This is a genomic window from Aureimonas psammosilenae (assembly GCF_009176975.1).
Classification (GTDB): domain Bacteria; phylum Pseudomonadota; class Alphaproteobacteria; order Rhizobiales; family Rhizobiaceae; genus Plantimonas; species Plantimonas psammosilenae.
In genome coordinates this window covers 42,665-67,441 of record NZ_WEZG01000011.1, presented here as the reverse complement: position 1 = coordinate 67,441, position 24,777 = coordinate 42,665, and the positions used below count along the sequence as shown (strand labels likewise).

General features: G+C 63.3%; 21 protein-coding genes. 12 read left to right on the top strand and 9 right to left on the bottom strand.

Annotated features, from left to right (window positions below):
- Positions 1-2 precede the first annotated feature (2 nt).
- Positions 3-479: a peroxiredoxin gene (locus tag F9929_RS17635; RefSeq protein ID WP_152047868.1), complete on the bottom strand. Its 477-nt coding sequence runs from the start codon at positions 477-479 to the stop codon at positions 3-5.
- A gap of 180 nt (positions 480-659) precedes the next feature.
- Here F9929_RS17635 and F9929_RS17630 point away from each other — a divergent pair, with 180 nt between their 5' ends.
- The gene (locus tag F9929_RS17630) at positions 660-4,055 is read left to right on the top strand and encodes a hypothetical protein (RefSeq protein ID WP_152047867.1); all 3,396 of its coding nucleotides are present in this window, start codon (positions 660-662) and stop codon (positions 4,053-4,055) included.
- Positions 4,056-4,073: 18 nt separating this feature from the next.
- On the opposite strand, the gene tyrS is transcribed toward F9929_RS17630, so the two are convergent.
- Complete coding sequence (gene tyrS / locus F9929_RS17625) at positions 4,074-5,327, bottom strand: tyrosine--tRNA ligase (RefSeq protein ID WP_152047866.1); 1,254 nt, start codon at positions 5,325-5,327, stop codon at positions 4,074-4,076.
- An 89-nt stretch (positions 5,328-5,416) separates the two neighbouring features.
- On the opposite strand from tyrS, the gene F9929_RS17620 reads away from it, so the two are divergent.
- Complete coding sequence (locus F9929_RS17620; protein WP_152047865.1) at positions 5,417-6,565, top strand: anhydro-N-acetylmuramic acid kinase; 1,149 nt, start codon at positions 5,417-5,419, stop codon at positions 6,563-6,565.
- Here F9929_RS17620 and F9929_RS17615 read toward each other — a convergent pair.
- Complete coding sequence (locus tag F9929_RS17615; RefSeq protein ID WP_152047864.1) at positions 6,543-7,217, bottom strand: alpha/beta hydrolase; 675 nt, start codon at positions 7,215-7,217, stop codon at positions 6,543-6,545. The genes F9929_RS17620 and F9929_RS17615 overlap by 23 nt on opposite strands.
- A 183-nt stretch (positions 7,218-7,400) precedes the next feature.
- Between F9929_RS17615 and F9929_RS17610 the strand changes: the two genes are divergently transcribed.
- From F9929_RS17610 to F9929_RS17575, 8 genes are all read left to right on the top strand, one after another.
- Positions 7,401-8,591: a cysteine desulfurase family protein gene (locus F9929_RS17610; RefSeq protein WP_152047863.1), complete on the top strand. Its 1,191-nt coding sequence runs from the start codon at positions 7,401-7,403 to the stop codon at positions 8,589-8,591.
- Positions 8,592-8,725: 134 nt separating this feature from the next.
- Positions 8,726-10,264, top strand: a complete 1,539-nt coding sequence (gene sufB, locus F9929_RS17605) for a Fe-S cluster assembly protein SufB (protein ID WP_152047862.1) — start codon at positions 8,726-8,728, stop codon at positions 10,262-10,264.
- A 188-nt stretch (positions 10,265-10,452) separates the two neighbouring features.
- Positions 10,453-11,208 (top strand): Fe-S cluster assembly ATPase SufC, encoded by a 756-nt coding sequence (sufC, locus tag F9929_RS17600; RefSeq protein ID WP_152047861.1) that lies wholly within the window; start codon positions 10,453-10,455, stop codon positions 11,206-11,208.
- On the top strand, positions 11,208-12,446 hold the full coding sequence (gene sufD, locus F9929_RS17595; RefSeq protein ID WP_152047860.1) for a Fe-S cluster assembly protein SufD: 1,239 nt from the start codon (positions 11,208-11,210) through the stop codon (positions 12,444-12,446). Before sufC ends, sufD begins: the two co-directional genes overlap by 1 nt.
- A gap of 34 nt (positions 12,447-12,480) precedes the next feature.
- The gene (locus F9929_RS17590) at positions 12,481-13,734 is read left to right on the top strand and encodes a cysteine desulfurase (protein WP_152047859.1); all 1,254 of its coding nucleotides are present in this window, start codon (positions 12,481-12,483) and stop codon (positions 13,732-13,734) included.
- A 9-nt stretch (positions 13,735-13,743) separates the two neighbouring features.
- On the top strand, positions 13,744-14,163 hold the full coding sequence (locus tag F9929_RS17585; RefSeq protein WP_152047858.1) for an SUF system Fe-S cluster assembly protein: 420 nt from the start codon (positions 13,744-13,746) through the stop codon (positions 14,161-14,163).
- A gap of 64 nt (positions 14,164-14,227) precedes the next feature.
- Positions 14,228-14,608, top strand: a complete 381-nt coding sequence (gene sufA / locus F9929_RS17580) for a Fe-S cluster assembly scaffold SufA (protein WP_152047857.1) — start codon at positions 14,228-14,230, stop codon at positions 14,606-14,608.
- Positions 14,609-14,615: 7 nt separating this feature from the next.
- The gene (locus F9929_RS17575; protein ID WP_152047856.1) at positions 14,616-14,963 is read left to right on the top strand and encodes a TfoX/Sxy family protein; all 348 of its coding nucleotides are present in this window, start codon (positions 14,616-14,618) and stop codon (positions 14,961-14,963) included.
- On the opposite strand, the gene F9929_RS17570 is transcribed toward F9929_RS17575, so the two are convergent.
- The 3 genes from F9929_RS17570 to parE all read right to left on the bottom strand — a co-directional run bounded on the left by F9929_RS17570 (position 14,960) and on the right by parE (position 19,524).
- Positions 14,960-16,444: a DEAD/DEAH box helicase gene (locus tag F9929_RS17570; RefSeq protein WP_152047855.1), complete on the bottom strand. Its 1,485-nt coding sequence runs from the start codon at positions 16,442-16,444 to the stop codon at positions 14,960-14,962. The two genes, F9929_RS17575 and F9929_RS17570, sit on opposite strands and share 4 nt — an antisense overlap.
- 209 nt (positions 16,445-16,653) lie before the next feature.
- Positions 16,654-17,247: a hypothetical protein gene (locus tag F9929_RS17565; RefSeq protein WP_152047854.1), complete on the bottom strand. Its 594-nt coding sequence runs from the start codon at positions 17,245-17,247 to the stop codon at positions 16,654-16,656.
- A 222-nt stretch (positions 17,248-17,469) separates the two neighbouring features.
- A complete protein-coding gene (gene parE / locus F9929_RS17560) occupies positions 17,470-19,524 on the bottom strand; it encodes a DNA topoisomerase IV subunit B (protein ID WP_152047853.1) in 2,055 nt (684 codons plus the stop codon).
- A 188-nt stretch (positions 19,525-19,712) separates the two neighbouring features.
- On the opposite strand from parE, the gene F9929_RS17555 reads away from it, so the two are divergent.
- Entirely contained in the window at positions 19,713-20,606 is an 894-nt protein-coding gene (locus F9929_RS17555; protein WP_152047852.1) for an alpha/beta hydrolase, read from the top strand.
- 82 nt (positions 20,607-20,688) lie between these two features.
- On the opposite strand, the gene F9929_RS17550 is transcribed toward F9929_RS17555, so the two are convergent.
- Positions 20,689-21,729 carry a glutamine synthetase beta-grasp domain-containing protein gene (locus tag F9929_RS17550; protein WP_152047851.1) on the bottom strand — a complete coding sequence of 347 codons (1,041 nt, stop codon included), beginning with the start codon at positions 21,727-21,729 and terminating at the stop codon, positions 20,689-20,691.
- 357 nt (positions 21,730-22,086) lie between these two features.
- Here F9929_RS17550 and F9929_RS17545 point away from each other — a divergent pair, with 357 nt between their 5' ends.
- Complete coding sequence (locus tag F9929_RS17545) at positions 22,087-22,293, top strand: DUF2735 domain-containing protein (RefSeq protein ID WP_152047850.1); 207 nt, start codon at positions 22,087-22,089, stop codon at positions 22,291-22,293.
- Here F9929_RS17545 and F9929_RS17540 read toward each other — a convergent pair.
- Together F9929_RS17540 and glnA are read right to left on the bottom strand one after the other, a co-directional pair.
- Entirely contained in the window at positions 22,290-23,231 is a 942-nt protein-coding gene (locus F9929_RS17540; RefSeq protein ID WP_152047849.1) for a glutaminase, read from the bottom strand. The two genes, F9929_RS17545 and F9929_RS17540, sit on opposite strands and share 4 nt — an antisense overlap.
- Before the next feature lie 92 nt (positions 23,232-23,323).
- On the bottom strand, positions 23,324-24,733 hold the full coding sequence (gene glnA, locus F9929_RS17535; RefSeq protein ID WP_152047848.1) for a type I glutamate--ammonia ligase: 1,410 nt from the start codon (positions 24,731-24,733) through the stop codon (positions 23,324-23,326).
- Positions 24,734-24,777: the final 44 nt, after the last annotated feature.

The window sequence follows — 24,777 nt, the reverse complement described above, 5'->3', positions numbered from 1 at the left end:
CCTCAGGCCTCGCCTGCCACAAGCGAGCGTGACCTTTCGAGCACCTCTTCGGCATGACCCGGAACTTTGACCTTCTCCCACACCGCCTTGGCGACGCCGTTCGCGTCGAAAAGAACGGTGGTGCGCTCGACGCCCATGTATTTGCGTCCGTACATGCTCTTCTCGACCCAGACGCCGAGGGTTTGAAGCAGCACCTTCTCCTCGTCCGACAGGAGGGGAATGGTCAGTTCATGCTTGTCGCGGAACTTGGCATGCTTCTTCACCGGATCGGGCGAGCAGCCGAAAACTCGGATGCCGGCCTTCTGAAATTCCGGCAGAAGTGCGGAAAAGGCGATCGCTTCCTGGGTGCAGCCGGACGTGTCGTCCTTCGGATAAAGAAACAGCACGAACGGGCTTCCGCGCAGGTCGGCGGGAGTGACCGTCGCGCCACTGTCGTCCGCGAGAGAGAAATTGGGGCATGCGTCGCCGACCGAAAACATGATTGCGCCTTCCTTTCCTTCGAAAGCATCCCTGCAGCGACCGAAAGCCGTGCAATGATCGTCCATCCTCCGTTTGTTCGACGGACGCAACCGTCGACAGCCGCCATCAACGGCCGTCTCGTCCCCGCCGGGCGAGGGTGGTCGAAGGCCGCGTTCCGTTCCATCGGCGCCGTGCACTGAATGGTGGCGCTGCGAAGAAGTGCGGCCGGGCTTGCCAGCCTCTGCCTGACCGGGTGCCTTTGCCTAGGCTTCCTTCTGTTCCTTCTTTTCGACAGCGATTCGGGCCGGCAGTTCGTTCGCGAGCAGACGGAAGGCGTGATCGACGGCGTGCTCGGCCCCGACTACCGCGCCGAACTCGGGCGGCAGGCCGTGGACATCGGGCCGGGCGGCGAGTTGCGGTTACGTTGGGACGGCGTTCAGGTCTATCGATCGGGCGTCGAGCAGCCACAGGTCGCCATCCGCACGATCGCGGTCGGCTTCGATGGGTTGTCTCTGCTTCGCGGTCGCATCCAGGCCAGAACACTGGAGATCGCCGGCGCCGATATCGACGTGACGTCCGATCCGGCCTCCGCGGAAGTCGCGGCTACCGCGCGGGGGCTGGCGCCGACCGACGGCTCGGCCGAAGTGAAGCCGGTTTCCGCCAGCCCGGTGACGCAGAACCTTCTTCCCGCCATGACCTCGCGCCTTCTCGGACAGGCCGAGCGCCAACTGGGCAGCCTCGGGCGTCTCGGCATCCGGCAGGTGGATATTTCGGATGTCCGTCTGGTTGCGCCGGTCGCGCCGGGCGGCGGGCCTTTCGTCAGCCGGATCGAGCATCTCGGTCTCGATGTCGAGAATGCCCGAGCCATGTCGTTGTCGGGGGTTCTTGCGCTGGATCGTGCCCATGTGCCGGTCGAAGCCTCGATCGGCTTCGATGCCCAAGCGCAGCGCCTGCGGTTCGCGCGGATCGACATCGGCAAGATCGAACTCGGCGAACTCCTTCCGCCATCCCCCATCGACGATATGAAAACGGAAAAGGGCTTCGCGACCGATGCCCCCGTGGAACTCGCCGTGGAAGTGTCCGAGCGGCCCGGCGACGAGCGACGCCATATGCGCGTCGCGGTGGCGCTGGACGAAGGGCAAATTCAGGAAGGGCGCGGCCATGCACAGTTCAAATCGTTGGCTCTGGCGCTCGACTATATCGAAGGGGAAGACCGGCTGACGATCGGCCCCAACCGTTTCACCGGTGACGGGTTCGAGTTCGCATTCGCGGGTGGTCTGACGCCGGTCTACGACGCGCCCGAAGGCGGTGCCTTCAACGGGTTCGAGCTCGATCTCGCCAGCACGCGGTTCCGCTCGTCCATCGGCGCGCGCGATGGGCAAGTGCGTGAGGGCGTTTTGAAACTCGACGGGAGAACCGATCTCGCCAACCGATCCATTCGCCTGAACCAGTTCGAGTTCTCGTCGGGCGGCGGGCGGATCGGCGGGTCGGCGCAGATCGGCTACGGGTCGCCGGACGCGCGGATCGATCTCGACCTCGGCGCAGCGGCGCTCGATGCGCCGACCGTCAAAGCGTTCTGGCCGTTCAACGTGGCGGTCGGGGCGCGGCGATGGGTTCTCAACAATGTCGGCGACGAAGGGTCGGTGACCTCCGGTGAAGTCGGGATGCATGTTCTCCAGAGCCGGATGAAGGAATCGAGGAAGCTCGGCGCTTCGTTGCAGCCGGGCGAACTCGACGTGCGTTTCGTGCTCGACGGATTGACGGCAAAGAGCTTCGGCCAATTGCCCGACCTTTTGGACGCCAAGGGCGTGGTCGAGGTGCGCGGTGGCGATACGCTCGTCAGCGTCGAGTCGGCTAAGGTCGAGGGGCGGTCCGACGTCGCCGTCGAAGGCGGCCTTATCAGCTTTACCAGGGCGCAAAATCCGAACTCGCAGCAGAGCGACGTGAAGATCGTCGCCAATTTCGGTGGCAAGCTTTCCGGCCTTGCCGCGCTCGCGGCGTTTCCCCCGCTTTCCGTCGCCGACCGCCTGCCGTTCCGCGTCGGCGATGCCGGCGGAACAGGCAAGGTCGTCGCCGATATCGACCTTCTGATCGGCGACGACGTTCCCGATGCCGACCTTCTACAGGACTGGAAAGTTTCCCTGAACATCGCCGACGGCGCTCTCGGCGACCCCATCGGCGGGCGCAAGCTCAACGGCATCAACGGTTCGCTCGCGGTCAACGGGAAGACGGCGGAAGGCAATTTCACGGCGAGCTACGGCGGCGCGAAGGGCGAAGTTTCCTTCAAGCGGGCGCTGACAGAAGCCGCGCCGGATGGCCGCCGCATGGAAGCAAACCTTCGCATCGACGGCGGCGAGGCCGCCAAGCTCGCGCCGGTGCTGGACGACGTTCTGACCGGACCGGTCAGCGCCAAGCTCGTGGAAAGCGGCGATACGATCTACCGCGCCGATCTCGACCTGACGGGTGCCTCCCTGACGCTTCCGTGGATCGGATGGCGCAAGGGCATAGGCGTCGGCGCAGGGCTCGCCTTCTCCATCCCCGGTCGTGACGACGACCGCGACACGGATATCGACGATATCGTGCTGAAGGGCGAAGGCTTCTCGGTGAATGGCCGCGCCGAGGTGGATGGCAAAGGGTTGATCCTCGCCGATTTCGGCAAGGTCGCCTTCAATCCGGGCGACGAGGTCCAGGCAAGCGTGAAGCGCGTGGAGAACGGCTACACGATGGCTATCAAGGGTGACCAGTTCGACGCGCGACCGCTTCTCGCCGATATCCGCGACGATATTGGCGCCAAGACCTCGACCCCGCCCAAAAGGGGCTCGGAGCAGATCGACGTTTCCGCAGCCGTCGGCCGCGTGATCGGCTTCGGTAAGGAAACGGTGAGCGGCTTCGCGTTGAACTATGCCGGTAGCGGGTCGCAGATCGCGGCCTTGTCGATTTCCGGTCGAACCAAGGGATCGACGCCTTTCGCCATCGATGTCTCACCGCGCGGCAAAGACAGGGCGATCGACCTGCGCGCCGAGGATGTCGGTGCCCTCATCGGCTTCACCGGCGCCTACGACCGGATGCAGGGCGGCAAGCTCTCCTTGTCCGTGGTCGGCTCGTATGACGACGATTACGTGGGCAAGGTGACCGTGAAGGATTTCGCCCTCGTGGACGAGCCACGTTTGTCCAGCCTCGTCGCGGCCCCGCCGACACCGGACTCCAAAAGCCTGTCGCAGGCTGTCGGGCGGGATCTGCGGGCAGAGCGCGCCGTGTTCGACCACGCCTCCGCCGGCCTCCGCTTCGGCAAGGACGGCATGAACCTGTCGGACGGCATCGTGCGCGGGCCGGTCTTCGGGTCGAGCTTTGCAGGCAAGCTCTACGACACGCAGAACCGCATCGACATTACCGGCTCGTTCATGCCCGCCTATGGGCTGAACCGCGTCTTCGGCGCGATCCCGATCGTCGGCCAGATCCTCGGCAACGGCCGGGAAGGCGGCTTGATCGGGATCACCTACAAGTTGAGCGGGGCTTTCGCCTCGCCCAAGCTCGAAATCAACCCGATCTCGGCCATCGCGCCCGGCATCTTCCGCAACATCTTCGCCTATCAGTAGGCGAGGACGTTCGCCGCTTCAGACCGGGCGAACGAGGACGTGCTTCTTGCGGCCGACCGACAGCTTGACGACGCCGCCGGACAGAAGATCGCCGGACCCAACGACGCGCTTCTCGTCCTCGACCGTCTCGTCGTTCAGCCGAACCGCGCCGCCCTTCATGTGACGGCGCACCTCGCCGTTGGATGCGGCCAGACCAGCGGACACGAAGAGCGACAGAATGCCGATCCCGGCTTCGAGCTCGGAAGCGGGAACCTCGTGCGTCGGCAGGCTGTCGGCGAGCGCGCCTTCCTCGAAGGTCTTGCGCGCCGTTTCCGCCGCGAGCTCGGCCGCCGCCGCGCCGTGGATGAGTTTCGTCACCTCGTTCGCGAGAACCTTCTTGGCATCGTTGATCTCCGCACCGCCGAGCGTGGCAAGCCGAGCGATCTCGTCCATTGGCAGCGTCGTGTAGAGCTTCAGGAAGCGCCCGACATCGGCATCCTCGGTGTTGCGCCAGAACTGCCAGAACTCGTAGGGCGCCAGCATGTCCGGGTTCAGCCAAACCGCGCCGGACGCGGATTTGCCCATCTTGGCGCCGGACGAGGTCGTCAGCAGCGGCGATACGAGTGCGAACAGCTCTGCGCCTTCCATGCGGCGGCCGAGATCGATCCCGCTGACGATGTTGCCCCATTGGTCGGAGCCGCCCATCTGCAGACGGCATCCGTAGCGCTTGTAAAGCTCCACGAAATCGTAAGCCTGCAGGATCATGTAATTGAATTCGAGGAAGGACAGCGATTGCTCGCGATCCAGCCGCAGTTTCACCGAATCGAAGGACAACATCCGGTTGACGGAGAAATGCCGGCCGACATCGCGCAGGAACTCGACATAGTTGATGTCGAGCAGCCAATCGGCATTGTTCGCCATCACGGCGTCGCTCTCGCCGTCGCCGAATCGAAGGAACTGCGAGAAGGTGCGGCGAAGGCCGACGAGATTCTCGCCGATGGTTTCGGTGGTCATCAGCTTGCGCGCCTCGTCCTTGAAGGACGGATCGCCGATCATGCCGGTGCCGCCGCCCATCAGGGCGATCGGACGATGACCGGTCTGCTGCATCCAGTGCAGCATCATGGTCTGCGTCAGGTGGCCGACATGCAGGCTGGAGGCGGTCGGATCGTAGCCGATATAAGCGGTGACGGTCTGGGTCCGGAACAGGTCGTCGAGAGCCTCGTCGTTCGAGGTCTGCTGGATGAAGCCGCGCTCCGAGAGGATGCGCAGGAAGTCGGACTTGAACGCGGTCATTGCTCGTTGATCCAGGTGCTGGCCGTCCCATTCGGCTTGGAACGTCGGAGGGTTTACCAGCGTGGCGGCGAAATGAAAGGGTGGGTTCCATGACGACGACCGAGGCCGTGCTCGCCATCGGGCTGATGAGCGGAACCTCGATGGACGGCATCGACGTGGCGTTGATCGAAACGGACGGCGAGCGTTCCGTCAGGCGGGTCGGCGCTGAAAGTTTCGCCTATGACGACGCCTTCCGTCGGCGTCTGGCCGAAGGGCTGGAAGAAGCAAAGGCTATCGCCTGGCGCGAAGAGCGGCCGGGAAGTCTAGCCCTTCTGGAGCGCGATCTGACCGATCGCCACGCCGAAGCCGTTCGAGCCTTCGCGGTGTCGCAGGGTATCGATCTCGCCCGCGTCGATGTGGTCGGTTTTCACGGCCAGACCGTGCTGCACAGGCCGGCCGATGCTCTGACCGTCCAGATCGGCGACGGGCAAAGGCTGGCGAATGCGCTTGACCTCGCGGTGGTCCACGACATGCGGGCCGCCGATATGGCGGCGGGCGGGCAGGGTGCGCCGCTGGTGCCGGCCTATCATGCGGCCCTTGTCGCGGCGCTCGATGAGGAGTTCCGCACGCTGCCGGTGGCCGTCGTCAATATCGGCGGCATATCGAACATCACCTATGTCGACCGCGCGTCCGATCCGGTCGCCTTCGATACCGGGCCGGGGAATGCGCTCATCGATCAATGGGTGTCGCGGGAGGCGAGCATTCCTTTCGACGAGAACGGGGAACTGGCGAAGGAGGGCCGCGTCCTGAAGTCACTCGCCGAACACTATCTCGGCTCCGACTTCTTCGCCAAGCCCACGCCGAAATCGCTCGACCGTTTCGACTTCACCGTGCCGGCAGCGGATACCGGGACGGTCGAGGACGTTGCGCGCACGCTTTGTTTCGTCGCGGCGGAAGCGATCCTGAAGGCCGTTCCGCTGTTGCCCGAGCCGCCCAAGCTTTGGATCGTCGCCGGCGGAGGGCGGAGGCATCCCGCGATCATGGCGGACCTCCTTGAGGGCGCGAAACGCACCGGCGGCCGCGTTGTTTCCGCCGAGGATGTCGCGCTCGACGGCGATGCCACGGAAGCCGAAGCCTGGGCCTATCTTGCCGTCCGCTCCCGTCGCGGCCTGCCGCTTTCCTGGCCGACGACGACGGGATGCCGCCGCCCGACGCCGGGCGGCGTTCTCGCGCTTCCTACTTCAGGCGCTTCGGCCTGACATCCGTCAGTTCGCCCTGAAGGCGGCGATCGAGATAATTTGCGCATTCGGAAAGCAGCAGTTCCGAATGCTCGCTGTAGAAGTGATTCGCTCCTTCCACCGTGTTCTGGGTGATGAGGATGCCCTTCTGCGTCTTGAGCTTGTCGACCAACGTCTGCACGTCCTTCGGCGGCGCCACGCGATCCTTGTCGCCGTGGATGATGAGGCCGGAAGACGGGCAGGGCGCCAGAAACGAGAAGTCGTAGGAGTTCGGCTGCGGCGAGATCGACATGAAGCCTTCGATCTCCGGGCGGCGCATCAGAAGCTGCATGCCGATCCACGCGCCGAAGGAATAGCCGGCGACCCAGCAATGCTTTGAATCGGGGTGAAGGCTCTGCACCCAGTCGAGCGCGGCGGCGGCGTCCGAAAGCTCTCCGGCGCCGTGATCGAACTCGCCCTGGCTGCGGCCGATGCCGCGAAAATTAAACCGAAGCGTCGTGAAACCGCGTTCCACGAACATATAGAAGAGCTGGTAGACGATCTGGTTGTTCATCGTGCCCCCGAAGCGCGGGTGCGGGTGGAGCACGATGGCAATCGGAGCGTTCTTCTCCTTGCTGGGCTGGTAACGGCCTTCCAGCCTTCCGGCGGGACCGTTGAAAATGACCTCGGGCATGTGCGATCCTATGGCACTGGGGCGCTTAGGGCCGCGCCTTGACGAAATCGGGGCGGCCTTCTAGGTTCTGTTTAGAACCGTTTTAAACTGCAACGCCCGCTGAAGGCGCTATGTAGTTCAGCGAGCAGCGGCAATTCAAGAAATTTGCGCTTCGTGCCGTCGGAAGAAGTCAGCGAGTGGCGGATGGAAACCGTTGGACGACGTATCTACCTCGATCACAACGCTTCGGCACCGCTCCTGCCGCAGGCGCGCGAAGCGCTGATCGGGTCTCTGGATCTCGTCGGGAATCCGTCCTCGGTCCATAGTGAAGGGCGGCGGGTTCGGGCACTGGTGGAAGATGCGCGGCGAAACGTCGCCCGGCTGGTTGGCGGTTCGGCGGAAGATGTCGTTTTCACCGCCAGCGCCACGGAAGCCGCAGCAACCTGCCTGACGCCGGATTGGCTTCGAGACGGGGACGAGTTCCGCTTGGCCTGCCTGGCGGTGGTGGATGCCGACCATCCTGCGACCCGCGAAGGCGGGCGTTTCGAAGACAGCGCAGTCACACGTCTCGGCGTCGACGCAGAGGGCATCGTGGATTTCGGCGCTCTCGACCGTTGGCTCGTCTCGGTCGGTGAACAACCGGCGATGCTGGCGGTATGCCTTGCCAATGGCGAAACGGGCATCGTTCAGCCGATGGAGGCCATTCGTGAGCGTCTCGCGGGCCGCGACATCGTGCTGGTCGTGGACGCCGTCCAGGCAGTCGGGCGACTGGCGGTGGATATCGAGACGCTCGGCGCCGATGCGCTCTTGGTCTCCGGGCACAAGCTCGGTGCCGCCAAGGGTGTCGGCGCCTTCGTCCTCGCGAGTGACCGACTGCGCCCCGTTCGGCTGATTCCGGGGGGAGGCCAGGAAAAGGGCGTTCGGTCCGGCACGGAAGCGGTTTCGCTGATCGCGAGTTTCGGCGCGGCGGCGCTTGTGGCAAACGAGCGGGCCGGGATGCAGATGGAACGCTTGGGTGCCTTGCGCGATTCGATCGTGGTGGACCTGCGGAGCGCGGGCTGCGAATTGATGGTGATCGGCGAGCGCTCGCTTCGTTTGCCGAACACTTTGTCGTTCGCGGTTGCCGGTCGAAAGGCCGAGTCGCTGCAGATCGCCCTCGACCTTGCAGGCTTCGCCGTTTCCGCCGGTTCTGCCTGTTCGTCGGGAAAAGTCGGCGCGAGTCATGCGCTTACGGCGATGGTTCACGGCGGCTTGGATGTCGATGCGGGGCTCGGCTTAATCCGCGTCAGCCTCGGCTGGGACACGTCGCATGAGGAAATACGCGCTTTCACGCGGACGCTCGCCGATGTTCTCCTCAGGGGCCAAGCCGCGAAGACGGGCAAGCGGGCCGCATAAAGAAGCATGAAGACGGAAAGAGGCGAGCTTAAAAACTTGACTCTTCCACACCATATGATGCTGGAGGCGCAGCCGACAGCGACAGACGAAACCCGACGGCCGAACCTTGAATTCGGCGCGTATGGAGCGATGACATGCCAGCAGTTCAGGAAACGATCGATCAGGTTCGTCGCATCGACGTCGATCAATACAAATACGGCTTCGAAACCATCATCGAGTCCGACAAGGCCCCCAAAGGCCTGAACGAGGACATCATCGCCTTCATTTCGGCCAAGAAAGACGAGCCGGAATGGATGCTGCAGTGGCGGCTGGACGCCTTCGCGCGTTGGAAGACGATGGAAAGCCCGGATTGGGCGCGCCTCGATTATCCGCCCGTGGATTATCAGGACCTGCATTACTATTCCGCGCCGAAATCCATGTCCGGCCCTTCGTCGCTGGCCGAGGTGGATCCCGAGATTCTGCGGACCTACGAGAAGCTCGGCATTCCGCTGAAGGAGCAGGAAATCCTGGCGGGCGTGCGCAAGCCTGACGAGCCTTCCGAGTTTTCCTCCGACGACGATTCGGGTGTGCCGCCTTCGGAAGGCAGCTACGGTCGCCGCGTCGCGGTGGATGCGGTCTTCGATTCCGTTTCGGTGGCGACGACCTTCAAGAAGGAATTGCAGAAGGCCGGCGTAATCTTCATGCCGATCTCCGAGGCGATCCGCGAGCATCCCGACCTCGTCCGCAAGTATCTCGGCTCGGTCGTGCCGGTCTCCGACAACTTCTTCGCCACGCTGAACTCCGCCGTGTTCACGGATGGGTCCTTCGTCTACGTGCCGCCGGGCGTTCGCTGCCCGATGGAGCTTTCGACCTATTTCCGCATCAACGAGCGTAATACCGGCCAGTTCGAACGCACGCTGATCATCGCGGACAAGGGCTCCTACGTTTCCTATCTCGAAGGCTGCACAGCGCCCCAGCGCGACGAGAACCAGCTTCACGCGGCGGTGGTGGAACTGGTCGCGCTGGAAGATGCGGAGATCAAGTACTCGACCGTCCAGAACTGGTATCCCGGCGATAAGGAAGGGAAGGGCGGCATCTACAATTTCGTGACGAAGCGCGGCGATTGCCGCGAGAAGAACGCCAAGATTTCCTGGACGCAGGTCGAGACCGGTTCGGCGATCACCTGGAAATACCCCTCCTGCATCCTTCGCGGCGACAACTCGCGCGGCGAGTTTTATTCGATCGCCGTGTCGAACGGTCGCCAGCAGATCGATTCCGGCACGAAGATGATTCACCTCGGCAAGAACACGTCGAGCCGCATCATCTCGAAGGGCATCTCGGCCGGCAACTCGAACAATACCTATCGCGGTCAGGTGACGGCCAACCGCCGCGCCACGAATGCCCGCAACTTCACGCAGTGCGACTCGCTTCTGATCGGCGAGGAATGCGGCGCGCATACCGTGCCTTACATCGAGGCGAAGAACTCGACGGCGCAGTTCGAGCACGAAGCGACCACCTCGAAGATTTCCGAGGATCAGCTCTTCTACTGCATGCAGCGCGGCATTCCCGAGGAGGAGGCCGTCGCGCTGATCGTCAACGGCTTCGTGCGCGACGTCATCCAGCAGCTCCCGATGGAGTTCGCGGTGGAAGCGCAGAAACTGATCGGCATCTCCTTGGAGGGCAGCGTTGGCTGACGGCCAACCCTATCCTCGGAAAGACGTCCCGAAGAGCGGCGAAAAACACGTCTATCTCGGGGATCGCATGAACAAGTTCTGGTGGGTCGCGGCTTTGCCGAGCGACCCGCTGGAACTTATCCTATGGCCGCTCTTCGTTTTCGGATCGACCGTCCGTTCGCTGTTTAAGAAGCTTTGGAAGCGCTAAAGTGCTCGAAATCAAGAACCTTCATGCCCGCGTTGCGGACACCGACACCGAGATCCTGCGCGGTCTGGATCTGACCGTGAAAGCCGGCGAGGTTGCCGCGATCATGGGACCTAACGGCTCGGGCAAATCGACCCTGTCCTACATCCTCGCAGGACGCGAGGACTACGAGGTGACGGAGGGCGATATCCTTTATAACGGCGAGTCCATTCTGGAGATGGACGCCGCCGAACGCGCAGCCTCCGGCATCTTCCTGGCCTTCCAGTATCCGCTGGAAATTCCCGGTGTTGCGACGATGACCTTCCTGAAGACCGCTCTCAACGCGCAACGCAAAGCGCGCGGCGAGGACGAATTGACGACACCGGAATTCATGCGCCGCGTGAAGGAAGGTGCGGCGGGCCTCAAGATCGACGCCGCCATGCTCAAGCGGCCGCTGAATGTCGGCTTCTCGGGCGGCGAGAAGAAGCGCGCCGAAATCCTCCAGATGGCGCTTCTGGAGCCGAAGCTCTGCGTCATGGACGAAACGGATTCGGGCCTCGATATCGATGCGCTGCGCATCGTTTCGGAGGGCGTGAACGCGCTGCGCAAGGCCGACCGTTCCTTCCTCGTCATCACGCACTATCAGCGCCTTCTGGAACATATCATCCCCGACTCGGTGCATGTCCTCTACAAGGGGCGGATCATCCGCTCGGGCGGCAAGGAACTTGCGCTTCAGCTCGAAGACCAGGGCTACAGCCAGATCATCGGCGAGGCCGCCTGATGAGCGTCGTTTCCCTGCGTCGCATGACGCCGGCCGAAGAAGCCGTGATCGAGAAGGCCGAGGCTGGCCTTTCGGACGGCGAGGAGGCCCGGCGCAACGCTATCGCGGTGCTTCGCCGCGAAGGTCTGCCGCATCGCCGGATCGAGGCTTGGCATTATACCGATCTGCGCAGTCTCGTCGGACGTCAGGCTGATGCCGCCCGTCCTGCGCCGCGCGATGACATTCTGTCGCCGCTGGTGCCGGGAAGCGTGGTCGTGGAACTTGGGAGCCCGGTATCACTGAGCGTTCCCGGCCTGTCCGTTGCGCCCAATGGCGGCACGCCCGAATGGCGGCACGTCGTCAACCATCTCGACCGCGAGTTCGATACCGTTCGTTTGCTGGCGACCGCCTTCGGGGCCGTGCGGACGGATATTGCGGTGGCGGAAGGAATCCATCTCGAGCACGCCGTGGAACTGCGCGCGGAAACCATTGCGTCCGGCGAGCGTGCGTTCACCGAATGCACGCTTGGCGCCGGCTCTTCAGCGACGTTCGTGGAGCGGTTGGCCGCCGGGCAGGATCGCGCCCTTTCCACCGTGGTGACGAACCTGACGATCGGCGAAGATGCCGAAGTTCTTTGGATCATCGATCAGGAGCGTGGGGCCAGCGAAACTCATCTCGGCCAGCTCAACGTTTCCGTCGGCAAGAACGCCAAGTTCCGCTTGTTCGTCTTGAACGCCGGCGGTGCGCTGGTGCGTCAGGAAGTTCATACCCTGGCGGTCGGCGAGGGTGCCGAAATCATCATGCGCGGCGTCAACCTTCTGGAAGACGGTCAGCATATCGATGTGACGACGACCCTGAACCACAAGGTCGAAAACACCACGGCAACGGAAGTCTTCCGCAACGTGATCCTCGGCGGCCATGGCGTTTTCCAGGGCATGATCCGCGTTTCCAAGGGCGCGCAGAAGACCGATGCCCGGATGGCCTGCAACACGCTTATTCTGTCCGACGACGGGGACTTCTCGGCCAAGCCCGAGCTGGAAATCTTTGCCGACGACGTGCAATGCGGCCACGGCGCGACGGTGGCCGAAATCGACCGGAACCACCTTTTCTACCTGATGGCGCGCGGCATCCCGGCTGCGCCGGCGCGCGCGCTTCTCGTTCGCGCCTTCATCGACGAAGTGGTGGAGGAACTGGAAGACGAAGCGGTCGTCGAGGCGCTGGAAGCGCGCATCGATTCCTGGCTCGAGCGGGAACGCTGAGGCGCCGGAACGCCGCGCGCCGAAGGAGACGCACATGAACGCTGAAGCCCCCATCCGGGAAGCCGGCGCCGCCTTCGATGTGGAGGCGGTGCGGCGGGACTTTCCCATCCTGTCGATGCATGTCTACGGCAAGCCGTTGGTCTATCTCGACAACGGCGCTTCCGCGCAAAAGCCGAAGGCGGTGCTGGACGCGATCCAGAAGGCCTATTCGCAGGACTATGCCAACGTCCATCGCGGCCTGCACTACCTGTCGAACAAGGCCACCGAGGAATACGAGAACGCGCGCGAAATCGTCCGCGCTTTCCTGAACGCCCCGAGCGTCGAGGAAGTGATCTTCACCTCGTCGGCGACGGAATCGATCAATCTCGTCGCTTATTCCTATGGCTTGGCGGAACTGGGGGAGGGCGACGAGATCGTGCTCACCCAGATGGAGCACCATTCCAACATCGTCCCCTGGCACTTCATCCGGGAAAGGAAGGGCGCCAAGCTCGTCTTCGTCCCGGTGGAAGTCGACGGCTCGATCTCCATCGAAGCCTTCGAGCGCGCCATCACGCCGCGCACGAAGATGATCGCCGTCACGCATATGTCGAACGTTCTCGGTACGGTGACTCCGGTGAAGGAACTGGCGGCGCTCGCCCGTTCGCGCGGTATCCCGATCCTGGTGGACGGCAGCCAGGGCGCGGTGCACTTGCCTGTAGACGTGCAGGATCTCGGCGTCGATTTCTATGTCGTGACCGGACACAAGCTCTACGGACCGACCGGGATCGGCGTCCTGTATGGCCGGCGCGAGATGCTGGAGCGGATGCGGCCGTTCAACGGCGGTGGCGAAATGATCATCGAGGTGTCGGAAGAGACCGTCACCTACAGCCCGCCGCCGCATCGCTTCGAAGCGGGCACGCCGCAGATCGTTCAAGCCATCGGCCTTGGCGCTGCGCTGACCTACATGCAGAATGTCGGCCGGGCGGCGATCCTGCGTCATGAGGAAGAGTTGCGCGACTACGCTCACGAGCGGCTGAAGTCGGTCAATTCGCTGCGCTTCTACGGTGAGGCGCCTGGGAAGGGCGCGATCGTTTCCTTCGACCTCGAAGGCGTGCATGCTCATGACGTCGCGATGGTGATCGACCGGGAGGGCGTCGCCATCCGTGCCGGCACTCATTGCGCCCAACCGCTCTTGAAGCGCTTCGGCGCGACATCCACCTGTCGCGCATCCTTCGGAATGTATAATACCAAACCGGAGATCGACGCGCTGGCGCTCGCCTTGGAAAAGGCCCGGCGCTTCTTCGCCTGAGGAAAGCTGATGACCGAAGACGTCCTGACTGGCACAACCGCGCCGGCTGCCGACGACAGCGCGGAAGCGAATGCCGCGCTGGCACGCGGAGACCGGGCGGCGTCCAGCATACCGCAGGAAGAGTTGACGCGGCTGTCCGACGATATCGTCGCCGCGTTGAAGACGGTCTACGATCCCGAGATCCCGGCCGATATCTACGAGCTCGGCCTGATCTACAAGATCGACATCGAGGACGACCGAAGCGTTCACGTCGAAATGACGCTGACCGCGCCCGGCTGTCCGGTGGCGGGCGAGATGCCGGGATGGGTCGAGAACGCGCTTCTCTCCGTTCAGGGCGTCAGCCATGCGAGCGTCGATCTCGTGTTCGACCCGCCATGGACGCCGGAGCGCATGAGCGAAGAGGCTCAGGTCGCGGTCGGCTGGTTCTGATGCTCCGCATTGCGTCGTGCCATGCGCGACGCCATATTATCTGTCTGCCGATCGAGGACGGACCATGCCCCGCTTTGCCGTAATGAGCCTGACCGACGCCGCCGCCGAGCGCGTCAACGAAATCGTCGCCGCGCGCGGCGAGGGTGCGTTCGGCCTTCGCGTCGGGATCAAGAAAGGCGGATGCGCCGGGATGGAGTACACGGTCGACTTGGCGACCGAGGCCAAGCCCGGCGAGGATCTGGTGGAGCGGAACGGCGCGAAGGTCGTGATCGCTCCGGAGGCGGTTCTATTCTTGCTGGGGACTGAGATGGATTTCGAAGTGACCCGGCTGCGGACGGGCTTCACGTTCCGCAATCCCAACCAGACATCGGCCTGCGGTTGCGGCGAATCCGTCGAACTGCAGAAGGCCGATCTCAGCGCCCTGGCTCTCGCCCAATCGGCCTGATCTTCCAATGGACGAAGATTTCGTCCGAGACCTTTTTGAGGGGCAAGGCCCCGTTCGCATCCGCCGCATGTTCGGAGGCCATGGCGTATGGCTGGACGACCGGATCGTCGCAGTGATTTTTCGGGACGAAATCTTCCTGAAAAGCGACGAAGTCACCGCAGCCTTCTTTGAGGATGCGGGCGCGCGACGCTGGAGCTATGGGCGGGCCGGCAAACCGCCGGTCATGATGCCCTACCACGCTCTTCCATCGGAAGCTTACGACGATCCCGATGCGATGACCCTATGGGCTCGCCGCGCAAACGAAGCTGCAGGGCGAGCAGGCCGGAAACAACCGCGTTCCCGGCAGAAGCGTTAGAGGCCGGTCCCGATCATCATGAAGGCTGGCACATCCTCGCCGAAGCCGAGCGGAGACGGCTGATCGTCCGATTGGCGCTGACCACGCCCGGCGCGCGGCTGATGGTTGGCGCTGGCGCGGCGGGAATGGCTGGACTGACCGGACACGAGGCTGGTGGTCGTCGCTTCCGTTTCCTCGACATCCGCGCGGCTTTCGGCACGAACCGGCGCCTGTCCGCCGTCTCCACGTCCGTTTGACCGCCGCGAATCACGTTCGCGCCCGCGTCCACTCCCGCCGCGGCGGGAAGAGGAACCGCGTCGACCACCGCGCTCGCCCTGGTCCTTGTCGAAGGCTTCCGGTGCCGGAAGTTGGCTGAGGTCCTTGTCGTCCAGCCAACCGAGATCGTTGCCGAGCATCTTTTGAATGGCGTCGAGATACTTCGTGTCGGAGCGCGAAACGAGCGTGAACGCCTTGCCGGAACGTCCGGCGCGTCCGGTCCGGCCGATGCGGTGGACATAGTCCTCGGCATGGATCGGAACGTCGAAGTTGAAGACGTGGCTGACCGCCGGGATATCGAGACCGCGCGCCGCCACATCGGAAGCGACCAGAAGCTGAATCTTGTTCTCGCGGAAATTGTGCAGCATCGCCATGCGCGCGCGCTGGTCCATGTCGCCATGCAGCGCCCCGACGGAGAAGCCGTGGCGTGTGAGCGACCGGAACAGGGACGCCACGTCGATCTTGCGGTTGCAGAAGATGATCGCGTTGGTGATTTCGTCTTCGGCGCGGATCAGCTTACGCAGCGTTTCGCGTTTTTCCCAATCCTCGCGCTGGGTCGCCACGAGCCGCTGCTCGACCGTCAACGCGGCCGACGAGGCCTTGGCGACTTCGACGCGCACCGGGTTCTGGAGGAACTGTTCGGTCAAGCGCGTGATTTCCGGCGGCATGGTCGCGGAGAAGAACAGCGTCTGGCGGGTGAACGGAAGCATCTTACAGATCCGCTCGATGTCCGGAATGAAGCCCATGTCGAGCATGCGGTCGGCCTCGTCGATTACAAGGATCTCAACGCCGGTCATCAGCAGCCGGCCACGCTCGAAATGATCGAGCAGGCGGCCGGGCGTCGCGATCAGCACATCGGCCCCGCGGTCGATCTTGCGGTCCTGCTCGTCGAAGGACATGCCGCCGATCAGAAGGGCGACATTCAGCTTCTGGTCCAAGCCGTATTTGGTGAAGCTTTCCGCCACCTGCGCCGCCAACTCGCGCGTCGGCTCCAGAATGAGGGATCGCGGCATCCGCGCCCGCGCCCGGCCCTTTTCCAGAAGCGTCAGCATCGGCAGCACGAAGGACGCGGTCTTGCCGGTGCCTGTCTGGGCGATGCCGAGCACGTCACGTTTTTCCAGGGCGTGCGGAATAGCCTCGGCCTGGATCGGTGTCGGGGTGGAGTAACCTGCGGCCTCGACGGCCGAAAGAACCTTGGCGCTCAGGCCGAGTTCGCTGAAGAGCATTGCGCTTGGCGTATCTCGCGATTGACGAAAGAGAAGACGAAAACGCCTTCGGCTGACCGCATTCTCATGGCGGCAGTAAGCGTAAGACTATGTCAAGTCAACGCTACGACTGAAGATAGGGCCGGATCGCGCTCGAAACAAGCAAACATCCTCAACGAATAGCCGCCGGATTTCGTATCGGCGGCATGTTTTCTGAGCATTTGCGCTGTTCAGTTCGTCGCGGGCCCGAAGGTGTAGGTGTTGTCCTGCATGAAGTGCAGCTCGTAGCTTTCCGGAACTTCGCCATCCAGCGGCACCACGTCGAAGAACAGCGTCAAGTCGTTGCCCGCAGCGCCTTCTTCCGGCTCTTCCGCGCGATAGCCGACGACCGTCCCGTTGACGCCCGCGACTTCCTTTACTTCCGTCGTCGATACGATCTTGGCGTTCGGACCGACGCGGTCGAGCTTCTGCAAAAAGAAGCGATAAACATCCTTGTCGGTTCCGCCGACCTGCAGCATCACCGTTCTCCAGACGCCGCTCGTCTCGGCTTCGGTCCAGGGCCCGACGATCTGCACGTCCTCGACCTGGGTCGGCAGCGACTGGACCGCCTGCAACGAAGCCGGGTCGGCCGGGGGAATGTTGGTGACCGCAGGCGCGACGGGGGCCGCAGGGGCAGCTTCCGGCTGATCCGTGCCCGGCGTGGGCGCGACATAGGGCTTGGGCGCACCGACCGCTGCCGGAGGCGAAGCCGCCGGATCGTTCTGCGCGATCGCCGGGACCGCGAGGAGCACCGCCGCGGCCGCGAGCGTTGAACGAAGGATCATGAGCGTCATTCCGTTGCGGTTCGTCTTCGTGTCTCCAACGCGACCGGCAATCGGCGGGTCGGTCAGAAGGTTTTAAACGCGCCGAAACTCGGCTTCAGGCGAGGCGTTCATTCCACGTGTATGACCAAGCCTGAAAGCATCGGCCGGGTCCAGTATCGCGGGGGTCAGCTAGGCTTCTCCGCGGCATTCTCCAAGGCGCTTTCGACCGGTCTCTTAGCCCGATCAAACGTCGAGGTCGACGGCGAAAGCGGCGCGGTTCTGAATGAAACGGAAACGTGCCTCCGGCTTGTTGCCCATCAGCGCATCCACCGCGCTGGACGTACCGGCTTCCGGCGCCTCGTCGATCTCGACCTTCAGAAGCGTGCGGCGACGCACGTCCATCGTGGTTTCCTTCAACTGCGCCGGCAGCATCTCGCCGAGACCCTTGAACCGGCTGACCTCGATCTTCCCCTTGCCTTTGAATTCCCGCGCGATCAGCCTTTCCCGGTCGGCATCGTCGCGGGCATAGACGACCTTGCCACCCTGCGCGAGGCGATAAAGCGGAGGCACCGCCAGGAACAGGTGACCCTGACGGATCAGTTCGGGCATCTCCTGATAGAAGAAGGTGATCAGAAGCGATGCGATATGCGCCCCGTCCACATCGGCGTCGGTCATGATGATGACCCGCTCGTAGCGAAGGTCCGGCTCGCGATACTTGCTGCGCGTGCCGCAACCGAGCGCCTGCACGAGATCGCCGATCTGCTGGTTCGCGCCGAGCTTCTCGCGCCCGGCCGAGGCGACGTTCAGGATCTTGCCGCGCAGTGGCAGAATGGCCTGACGCATACGATCGCGCGCTTGCTTGGCCGAACCGCCGGCCGAATCGCCTTCCACGATGAAGAGTTCGGCACCCGCCGCGCCCGTTTGGCTGCAATCGGCGAGCTTGCCCGGCAAACGCAGCTTGCGCGTCGCGCTCTTTCGGCTGACTTCCTTTTCCTGCCGACGCCTGACGCGCTCTTCGGCGCGCTCCACCACCCAGTCGAGAAGGCGCGCCGCATCCTGCGGCGAGGATGCCAGCCAGATGTCGAAGGCATCGCGGATCGAGCTTTCGACGATGCGCTGCGCTTCCGCCGTCGCAAGCTTGTCCTTCGTTTGACCGACGAATTCGGGCTCGCGGATGAACACCGACAGCATGGACGAAGCGGTCAGCATCACGTCCTCGGCCGTCACCACGGCGGCCTTCTTGTTGCCGGACACCTCGCCGAAGGACTTCAAGCCGCGCAGGAGCACGTTGCGCAGGCCCGTCTCGTGCGTGCCGCCTTCGGGCGTCGGGATGGTGTTGCAGTAGGAGCGGACGAAGCCATCCGCCGATGTCCAGTTCACCGCCCATTCCACAGCGCCGTGGCCGGAGACCTTTTCCGTGCGTCCCGCGAAGGTCTGTGTGGTGATGCGGTGTTCGGTGCCGAGCGAACTTTCCAGGTAGTCCTTCAGACCGCCGGGGAAGTGGAAGTTCGCGCGCGTCGGCGTCTTGTCGCCGTCCGCCACCAAGGAAGGATCGCAGGACCACCGGATCTCGACACCGCCGAACAGATAGGCTTTCGAACGCGCCATCGCGAAAAGGCGCGCGGGGTCGAAGGCGGCGTTTCCGCCGAAAATCTGCGGGTCCGGCCAGAACCGGACGCGGGTGCCGCGCCGGTTATGGACCTCGCCCACCTCTTCGAGCTTGCCCGTCGCGTGGCCGCGCTCGTAGGTCTGGCGATAAAGGCGACGGTTGCGCGCGACCTCGACCTCCAGCCGCGCGGACAAAGCGTTCACCACGGACACGCCGACGCCGTGCAAGCCGCCGGACGTCTCGTAGACCTTGGAGTCGAACTTGCCGCCGGCATGGAGCGTCGTCATGATGACTTCGAGCGCCGACCTGTTCTTGTATTTCGGATGCGGGTCTACGGGGATGCCGCGTCCGTTGTCGGTGACGGCAAGGCTCCCATCGGCTTCCAGCGACACTTCGATGAAGTTGGCGTGCCCCGCGACAGCCTCGTCCATGGAATTGTCTATCACCTCGGCGAAGAGATGGTGCAGCGCCTTTTCGTCCGTGCCGCCGATATACATGCCGGGACGTCTGCGAACGGGCTCCAGCCCTTCCAGAACCTCGATGTCGGCAGCCGTGTATTCGGCTTGCGGCTCAAATTTGGGCGCGGCGGCGCGCGCGGCAGCCAGCACCGGGTCGGGCAGCTTGCGGCGGGCGAGGGGGCGCGGTTCACGCGCGCGGGCAGCGTTGCCCGTGAAGAGGTCCTCGCTCATGCCTTGAAGATCGCCATGCCCCGCGGGAGGGGCGAATTTTCGAAGGAAACCATGGGCTCAATCTACATATTCACGAAATGTTCTTCAACCCGCCGACGGGATCGCCAACCGGCACGAGCGCGCATTTCAACAACTAACCCTTAGAAATGAGTTGCCGAGGGCCGATCCGCCCCGCACAAGCCACGGTCATGAACCATCCTCGCGTCCTCCGTCCGGTCTTGTCGGCGATCTTCGCACTTTGGTCGCTTCCCGTTCTGGCGAACCCTTTGCAGCTTTCGCCCTTCAAAGACGATCTCTTCGCCTATTCTCCGGCAAGCGTTCGCAGCGACGGCGGCAATCAGGTCGATGTCGATTACTCCGAGCTGCGCGACATCAACGGGCGCGACGAAATCCCCGAGCGGCGGGTCAAGGCGACCTATGTCGATCCCGCGCCGCTGCGACGGCAGGCGGAACTCGTTGTCGATACTCCGGCCGGACCTTTGCGGACGATCCAGGCGGGCGAGCGCGCCAAACCGACCGCGATCGTTCTGTTCATTCACGGACGAAACGGAGACCGGCGGCTCGGCATGTACGACCGCACCTTCGGCGGCAACTTCAATCGCTTGAAGAACCTGCTGGACCGTGCCGGAGGGCTTTACGTCACAACGGATGCCGGCGGCTTCGGCTCTTCGGACAAGATGCGGGTCGCGGCGCTCGTCAAGGATCTGGCGGCCAAACCCGGTCGTCCGCCTGTTCTTCTGGCCTGCGCCTCGATGGGCGGCGAGTTCTGCTGGGACCTTCTGGCCGAGCGAGACGTCGCGGCTTCGGTCGCCGGCATCGTGATGCTGAGCGCCAACAATCCGCCCGCGAAGGTCGAAGCGATGAGGCACGCTGCCGGCGCTCGCAAGATTCCGATGCTCCTCACGCATGGCACGCGCGACAAGGTCTTCGCCTGGCGAAGCGCCCACGATCTCTACGACCGTCTACGAGCCGGCGCCTATCCGGTGCGTTTCGTTTCCATGCGCGATGGCAATCACGGCACGCCGATCAGGATGATCGACTGGCGCGAAACGTTGAACTGGCTCCTGGCGACAGCCGACTGAGCATCAAACGAAAACCCGCCGCACCGGGAAGCGCGACGGGTGAAGGAGAAACGGCAGGTTTAAGCCAGCCGAACGAGATCGATCAGGCCGCGACCGAAACCTCGGCCTGCGTCGGGACCTCGGAGATCGTCTTCAGGACCTGAGAAGCGATCTGGTAGGGGCACCCTTGCGAGTTCGGACGGCGGTCCTCAAGGTAGCCCTTGTAGCCGTTGTTGACGAAGGAGTGCGGGACGCGGATCGACGCGCCACGGTCGGCGACGCCGTAACTGAACTTGTTCCAGGGCGCGGTCTCGTGCTTGCCGGTCAGGCGCAGGTGGTTGTCCGGGCCGTAGACATCGATATGGTCCTGAAGGTTCTTGTCGAACTGCGCCATCAGGGCCTCGAAATAGGCCTTGCCGCCGACTTCGCGCATGAACTTGGTGGAGAAGTTGCAGTGCATGCCCGAGCCGTTCCAGTCGGTATCGCCGAGCGGCTTACAATGGAACTCGATGTCGATGCCGTACTTCTCGCAAAGGCGCAGAAGGAGGTAGCGCGCCATCCAGATCTGGTCGGCCGCCTTCTTGGAGCCCTTGCCGAAGATCTGGAATTCCCACTGGCCCTTGGCCACTTCGGCATTGATGCCCTCGTGGTTGATGCCGGCGGCGAGGCAAAGGTCGAGATGTTCCTCGACGATCTCACGGGCGACCGAGCCGACATTCTTGTAGCCCACGCCGGTGTAATAGGGGCCCTGCGGAGCGGGGAAGCCGCTTTCCGGGAAGCCGAGCGGGCGGCCGTTCTCGTAGAAGAAGTATTCCTGCTCGAAACCGAACCAGGCGTCCTCATCGTCGAGGATCGTGGCGCGGCTGTTGGAAGCGTGCGGGGTGACGCCGTCCGGCATCATGACTTCGCACATCACCAAGGCGCCGTTGGTGCGGGCCGGATCGGGGTAGATGGCGACGGGCTTCAGCACGCAGTCGGAGCTGCGGCCTTCGGCCTGCATGGTGGACGAGCCGTCGAAGCCCCAGAGCGGAAGCTGATCGAGGGTCGGAAATTCCGCAAAGTCCTTGATCTGGGTCTTGCCGCGAAGATTCGGGGTCGGGCTGTAGCCGTCGAGCCAGATGTATTCGAGCTTGTACTTCGTCATTGCGGTTCCCTCACGGGCGAGATGCGATCTTCGACGGACTGAAGGGCGGGTTCCGCAGAGGAACGGTGCCTGAAGGACATGGATATGCCGGGTCGTCGAAAGCGGTCGCGCCTCGCAAATTGTTTCACCACGCTCGCGTTTCGGTTTTCGAACGGGCAACCATCAGAGCCGGGCAGGCTTATCGATGAGAGCGCTCGACCGATGTCGGCAGCAGCATGTGATAACGTATTATGCAGAAGTCCGCGCGCCTATAGTTTCGCCATTTGCTGATAATTTTTTGTGCAACGTGCTTGTTCTTCAAGCAGCAGAGGTTACGTTGATGGAACAAGCGTGACAAACGCGATCGGGAGGACGTCCATGAACCTGACGCATTCCAATCGGAGCGCGACGATCCACCAGTTTCCGCGGGGAGGTCGCCTCAGCCGAACCCGCAGCATGAGCCTGACACCGGTGGCAGCAGTCGCACCCGTTGCCCCTCACATCGCCGAAGGCGGATGGTATCATGAGGACGCCATTCGCGAGGAAGCGGAGGCGGCGTCCCGCAACCCGAACAAGCGGAACTAACCGCCGAAGATCGACCATCCGAGACGTTTGGTCAGAAGTTCGAGAGCGATGCGGCCGAGATGGGAATTGCCGGCCGCATCCAGTCCCGGCGACCAGACCGCGATCGTCGCTTTCCCAGGCGCGATCGCCAGAATGCCGCCGCCGACCCCGCTCTTGCCGGGCAGCCCGACGCGGTACGCGAAATCTCCCGAACCATCGTAATGCCCGCAGGTCAGCATCAAGGCGTTGATACGGCGCGCCCTCTCCATGTGGATCACCGAGCGCCCGGTGGTCGGATGGCGACCGGAATGCGCCAGGAAACGCCCTGCCATCGCGAGTTGGCGGCATGACATGGCGATGGCGCAGTGGTGGAAATAAACACCGAGCGTGTAGTCGACCGGGTTCTCGATCACCCCGAAGCTCTTCATGTAATTGGCGAGCGCGCGGTTGCGGAACCCGGTTCGCTGTTCGGAAGCGGCAACGGCCTTGTCGATCTTGATGGTTTGGTCGTCCGCGAGAAACTGCACGAAACGCAGGATTTCGCCCAGCGCTTCGCGCGGCTCGTGACCGGAAAGGATCAGATCGGTGACGGCGATCGCGCCGGCATTGATGAAGGGATTGCGCGGAATTCCGTGCTCGTGCTCGAGTTGCACGATCGAGTTGAACGCGCTTCCCGAAGGCTCCCGCCCGACACGCCGCCAAAGCCGATCGCCGACCATGCCGAGGGCGAGCGTCAGGGTGAAGACCTTGGTGATGCTTTGCACGGAGAAGGGCGTGTCGCAGTCGCCGGCTGCGAAAACACCACCTTGGTTGTCGATCACCGCGATACCAAAACCCGCAGGGTCCACAAGCGCGAGTTCGGGGATGTAGTCCGCGACCTTTCCCCTGTCCGCGCGTGCCTGCATCTCCTCCGCGATCTCGGTGACCGCGCTTTCGATGCGGCTCGCTGTCTCGCTCATCTCGGGTCTCCGGAACCATGTGAAAAGGGGCAGCCCGACGAGCCGCCCCTTGTGAAGTGCGATGGAACGGCCGATCGCTCGGCCGCTTCGTGTCAGAGGCTGTAGTACATATCGAACTCGACCGGATGCGGCGTCATTTCGAAGCGCAGGACTTCGGCCATCTTCAGGTCGATGAAGGCGTTGATCTGGTCGTCGTCGAAGACGCCGCCGGCCTTCAGGAAGTCGCGGTCGGCATCGAGATGCTCCATCGCCTCGCGGAGCGAACGGCAGACCGTGGGGATTTCCTTCAGCTCTTCCGGCGGCAGGTCGTAGAGGTCCTTGTCCATCGCCGAACCCGGATGGATCTTGTTGCGGATGCCGTCGAGGCCGGCCATCAGCATCGCCGAGAAGGCGAGATAGGGGTTGGCCATCGGGTCGGGGAAGCGGACTTCGACGCGCTTGGCCTTCGGCGACTGGCCGAAGGGGATGCGGCAGGAAGCCGAGCGGTTGCGCGCCGAGTAGGCGAGGAGCACGGGCGCCTCGTAGCCCGGCACCAGGCGCTTGAAAGAGTTGGTGGAGGGGTTCGTGAAGGCGTTCAACGCCTTCGCATGCTTGATGATGCCGCCGATATAGAACAGCGCGCTTTCCGAGAGCCCTGCATATTCGTTGCCCGCGAAGGTCGGCTTGCCGCCCTTCCAGATCGACTGGTGGACGTGCATGCCCGAGCCGTTGTCGCCGAAGATCGGCTTGGGCATGAAGGTCGCGGTCTTGCCGTAGGCATTGGCGACCTGATGGGTCACGTACTTGAAGATCTGCATGTTGTCCGCGTTGCGGACCAGCGTGTCGAACTTGATGCCGAGTTCGTGCTGCGCGGCGGCGACTTCATGGTGATGCTTTTCGACCGCGACGCCCATTTCCGCCATGACGGACAGCATCTCGGACCGAATGTCCTGGCAGGAATCGATCGGCGGGACGGGGAAGTAGCCGCCCTTCACACGCGGGCGGTGGCCGAGATTGCCGGTCTCGTATTCGGTATCGTCGTTGGATGGCAGTTCGGTCGAGTCGAGCTTGAAGCCCGTATTGTAGGGGTCGGCCTTGTAGCGCACGTCGTCGAAGATGAAGAACTCGGCTTCGGGGCCGAAGTAAGCGACGTCGCCCGTGCCGGACTGCTTCAGATAGGCTTCGGCCTTCTTGGCCGTGCCGCGCGGATCGCGGTTATAGGCTTCGCCGGACACCGGATCGAGAATGTCGCAAAGCACGACCATGGTCGACTGCGCGAAGAAGGGGTCCATATGCGAGGTCTCGGGGTCCGGCATGAGAACCATGTCGGACTCGTTGATCGCCTTCCAGCCGCCGATCGACGAACCGTCGAACATCGTGCCTTCGGAGAACATGTCCTCGTCCACGATGGAAACATCCATCGTGACATGCTGAAGCTTTCCTTTGGGGTCGGTGAAACGCAGGTCGACGAACTTGACGTCGTTGTCCTTGATCTGCTTCAGAATGTCGTTGGCAGTGGTCATGTCTTTCCTCTCCAAGATGTCGTTTGCTGCTTGCGGCAAGCCTT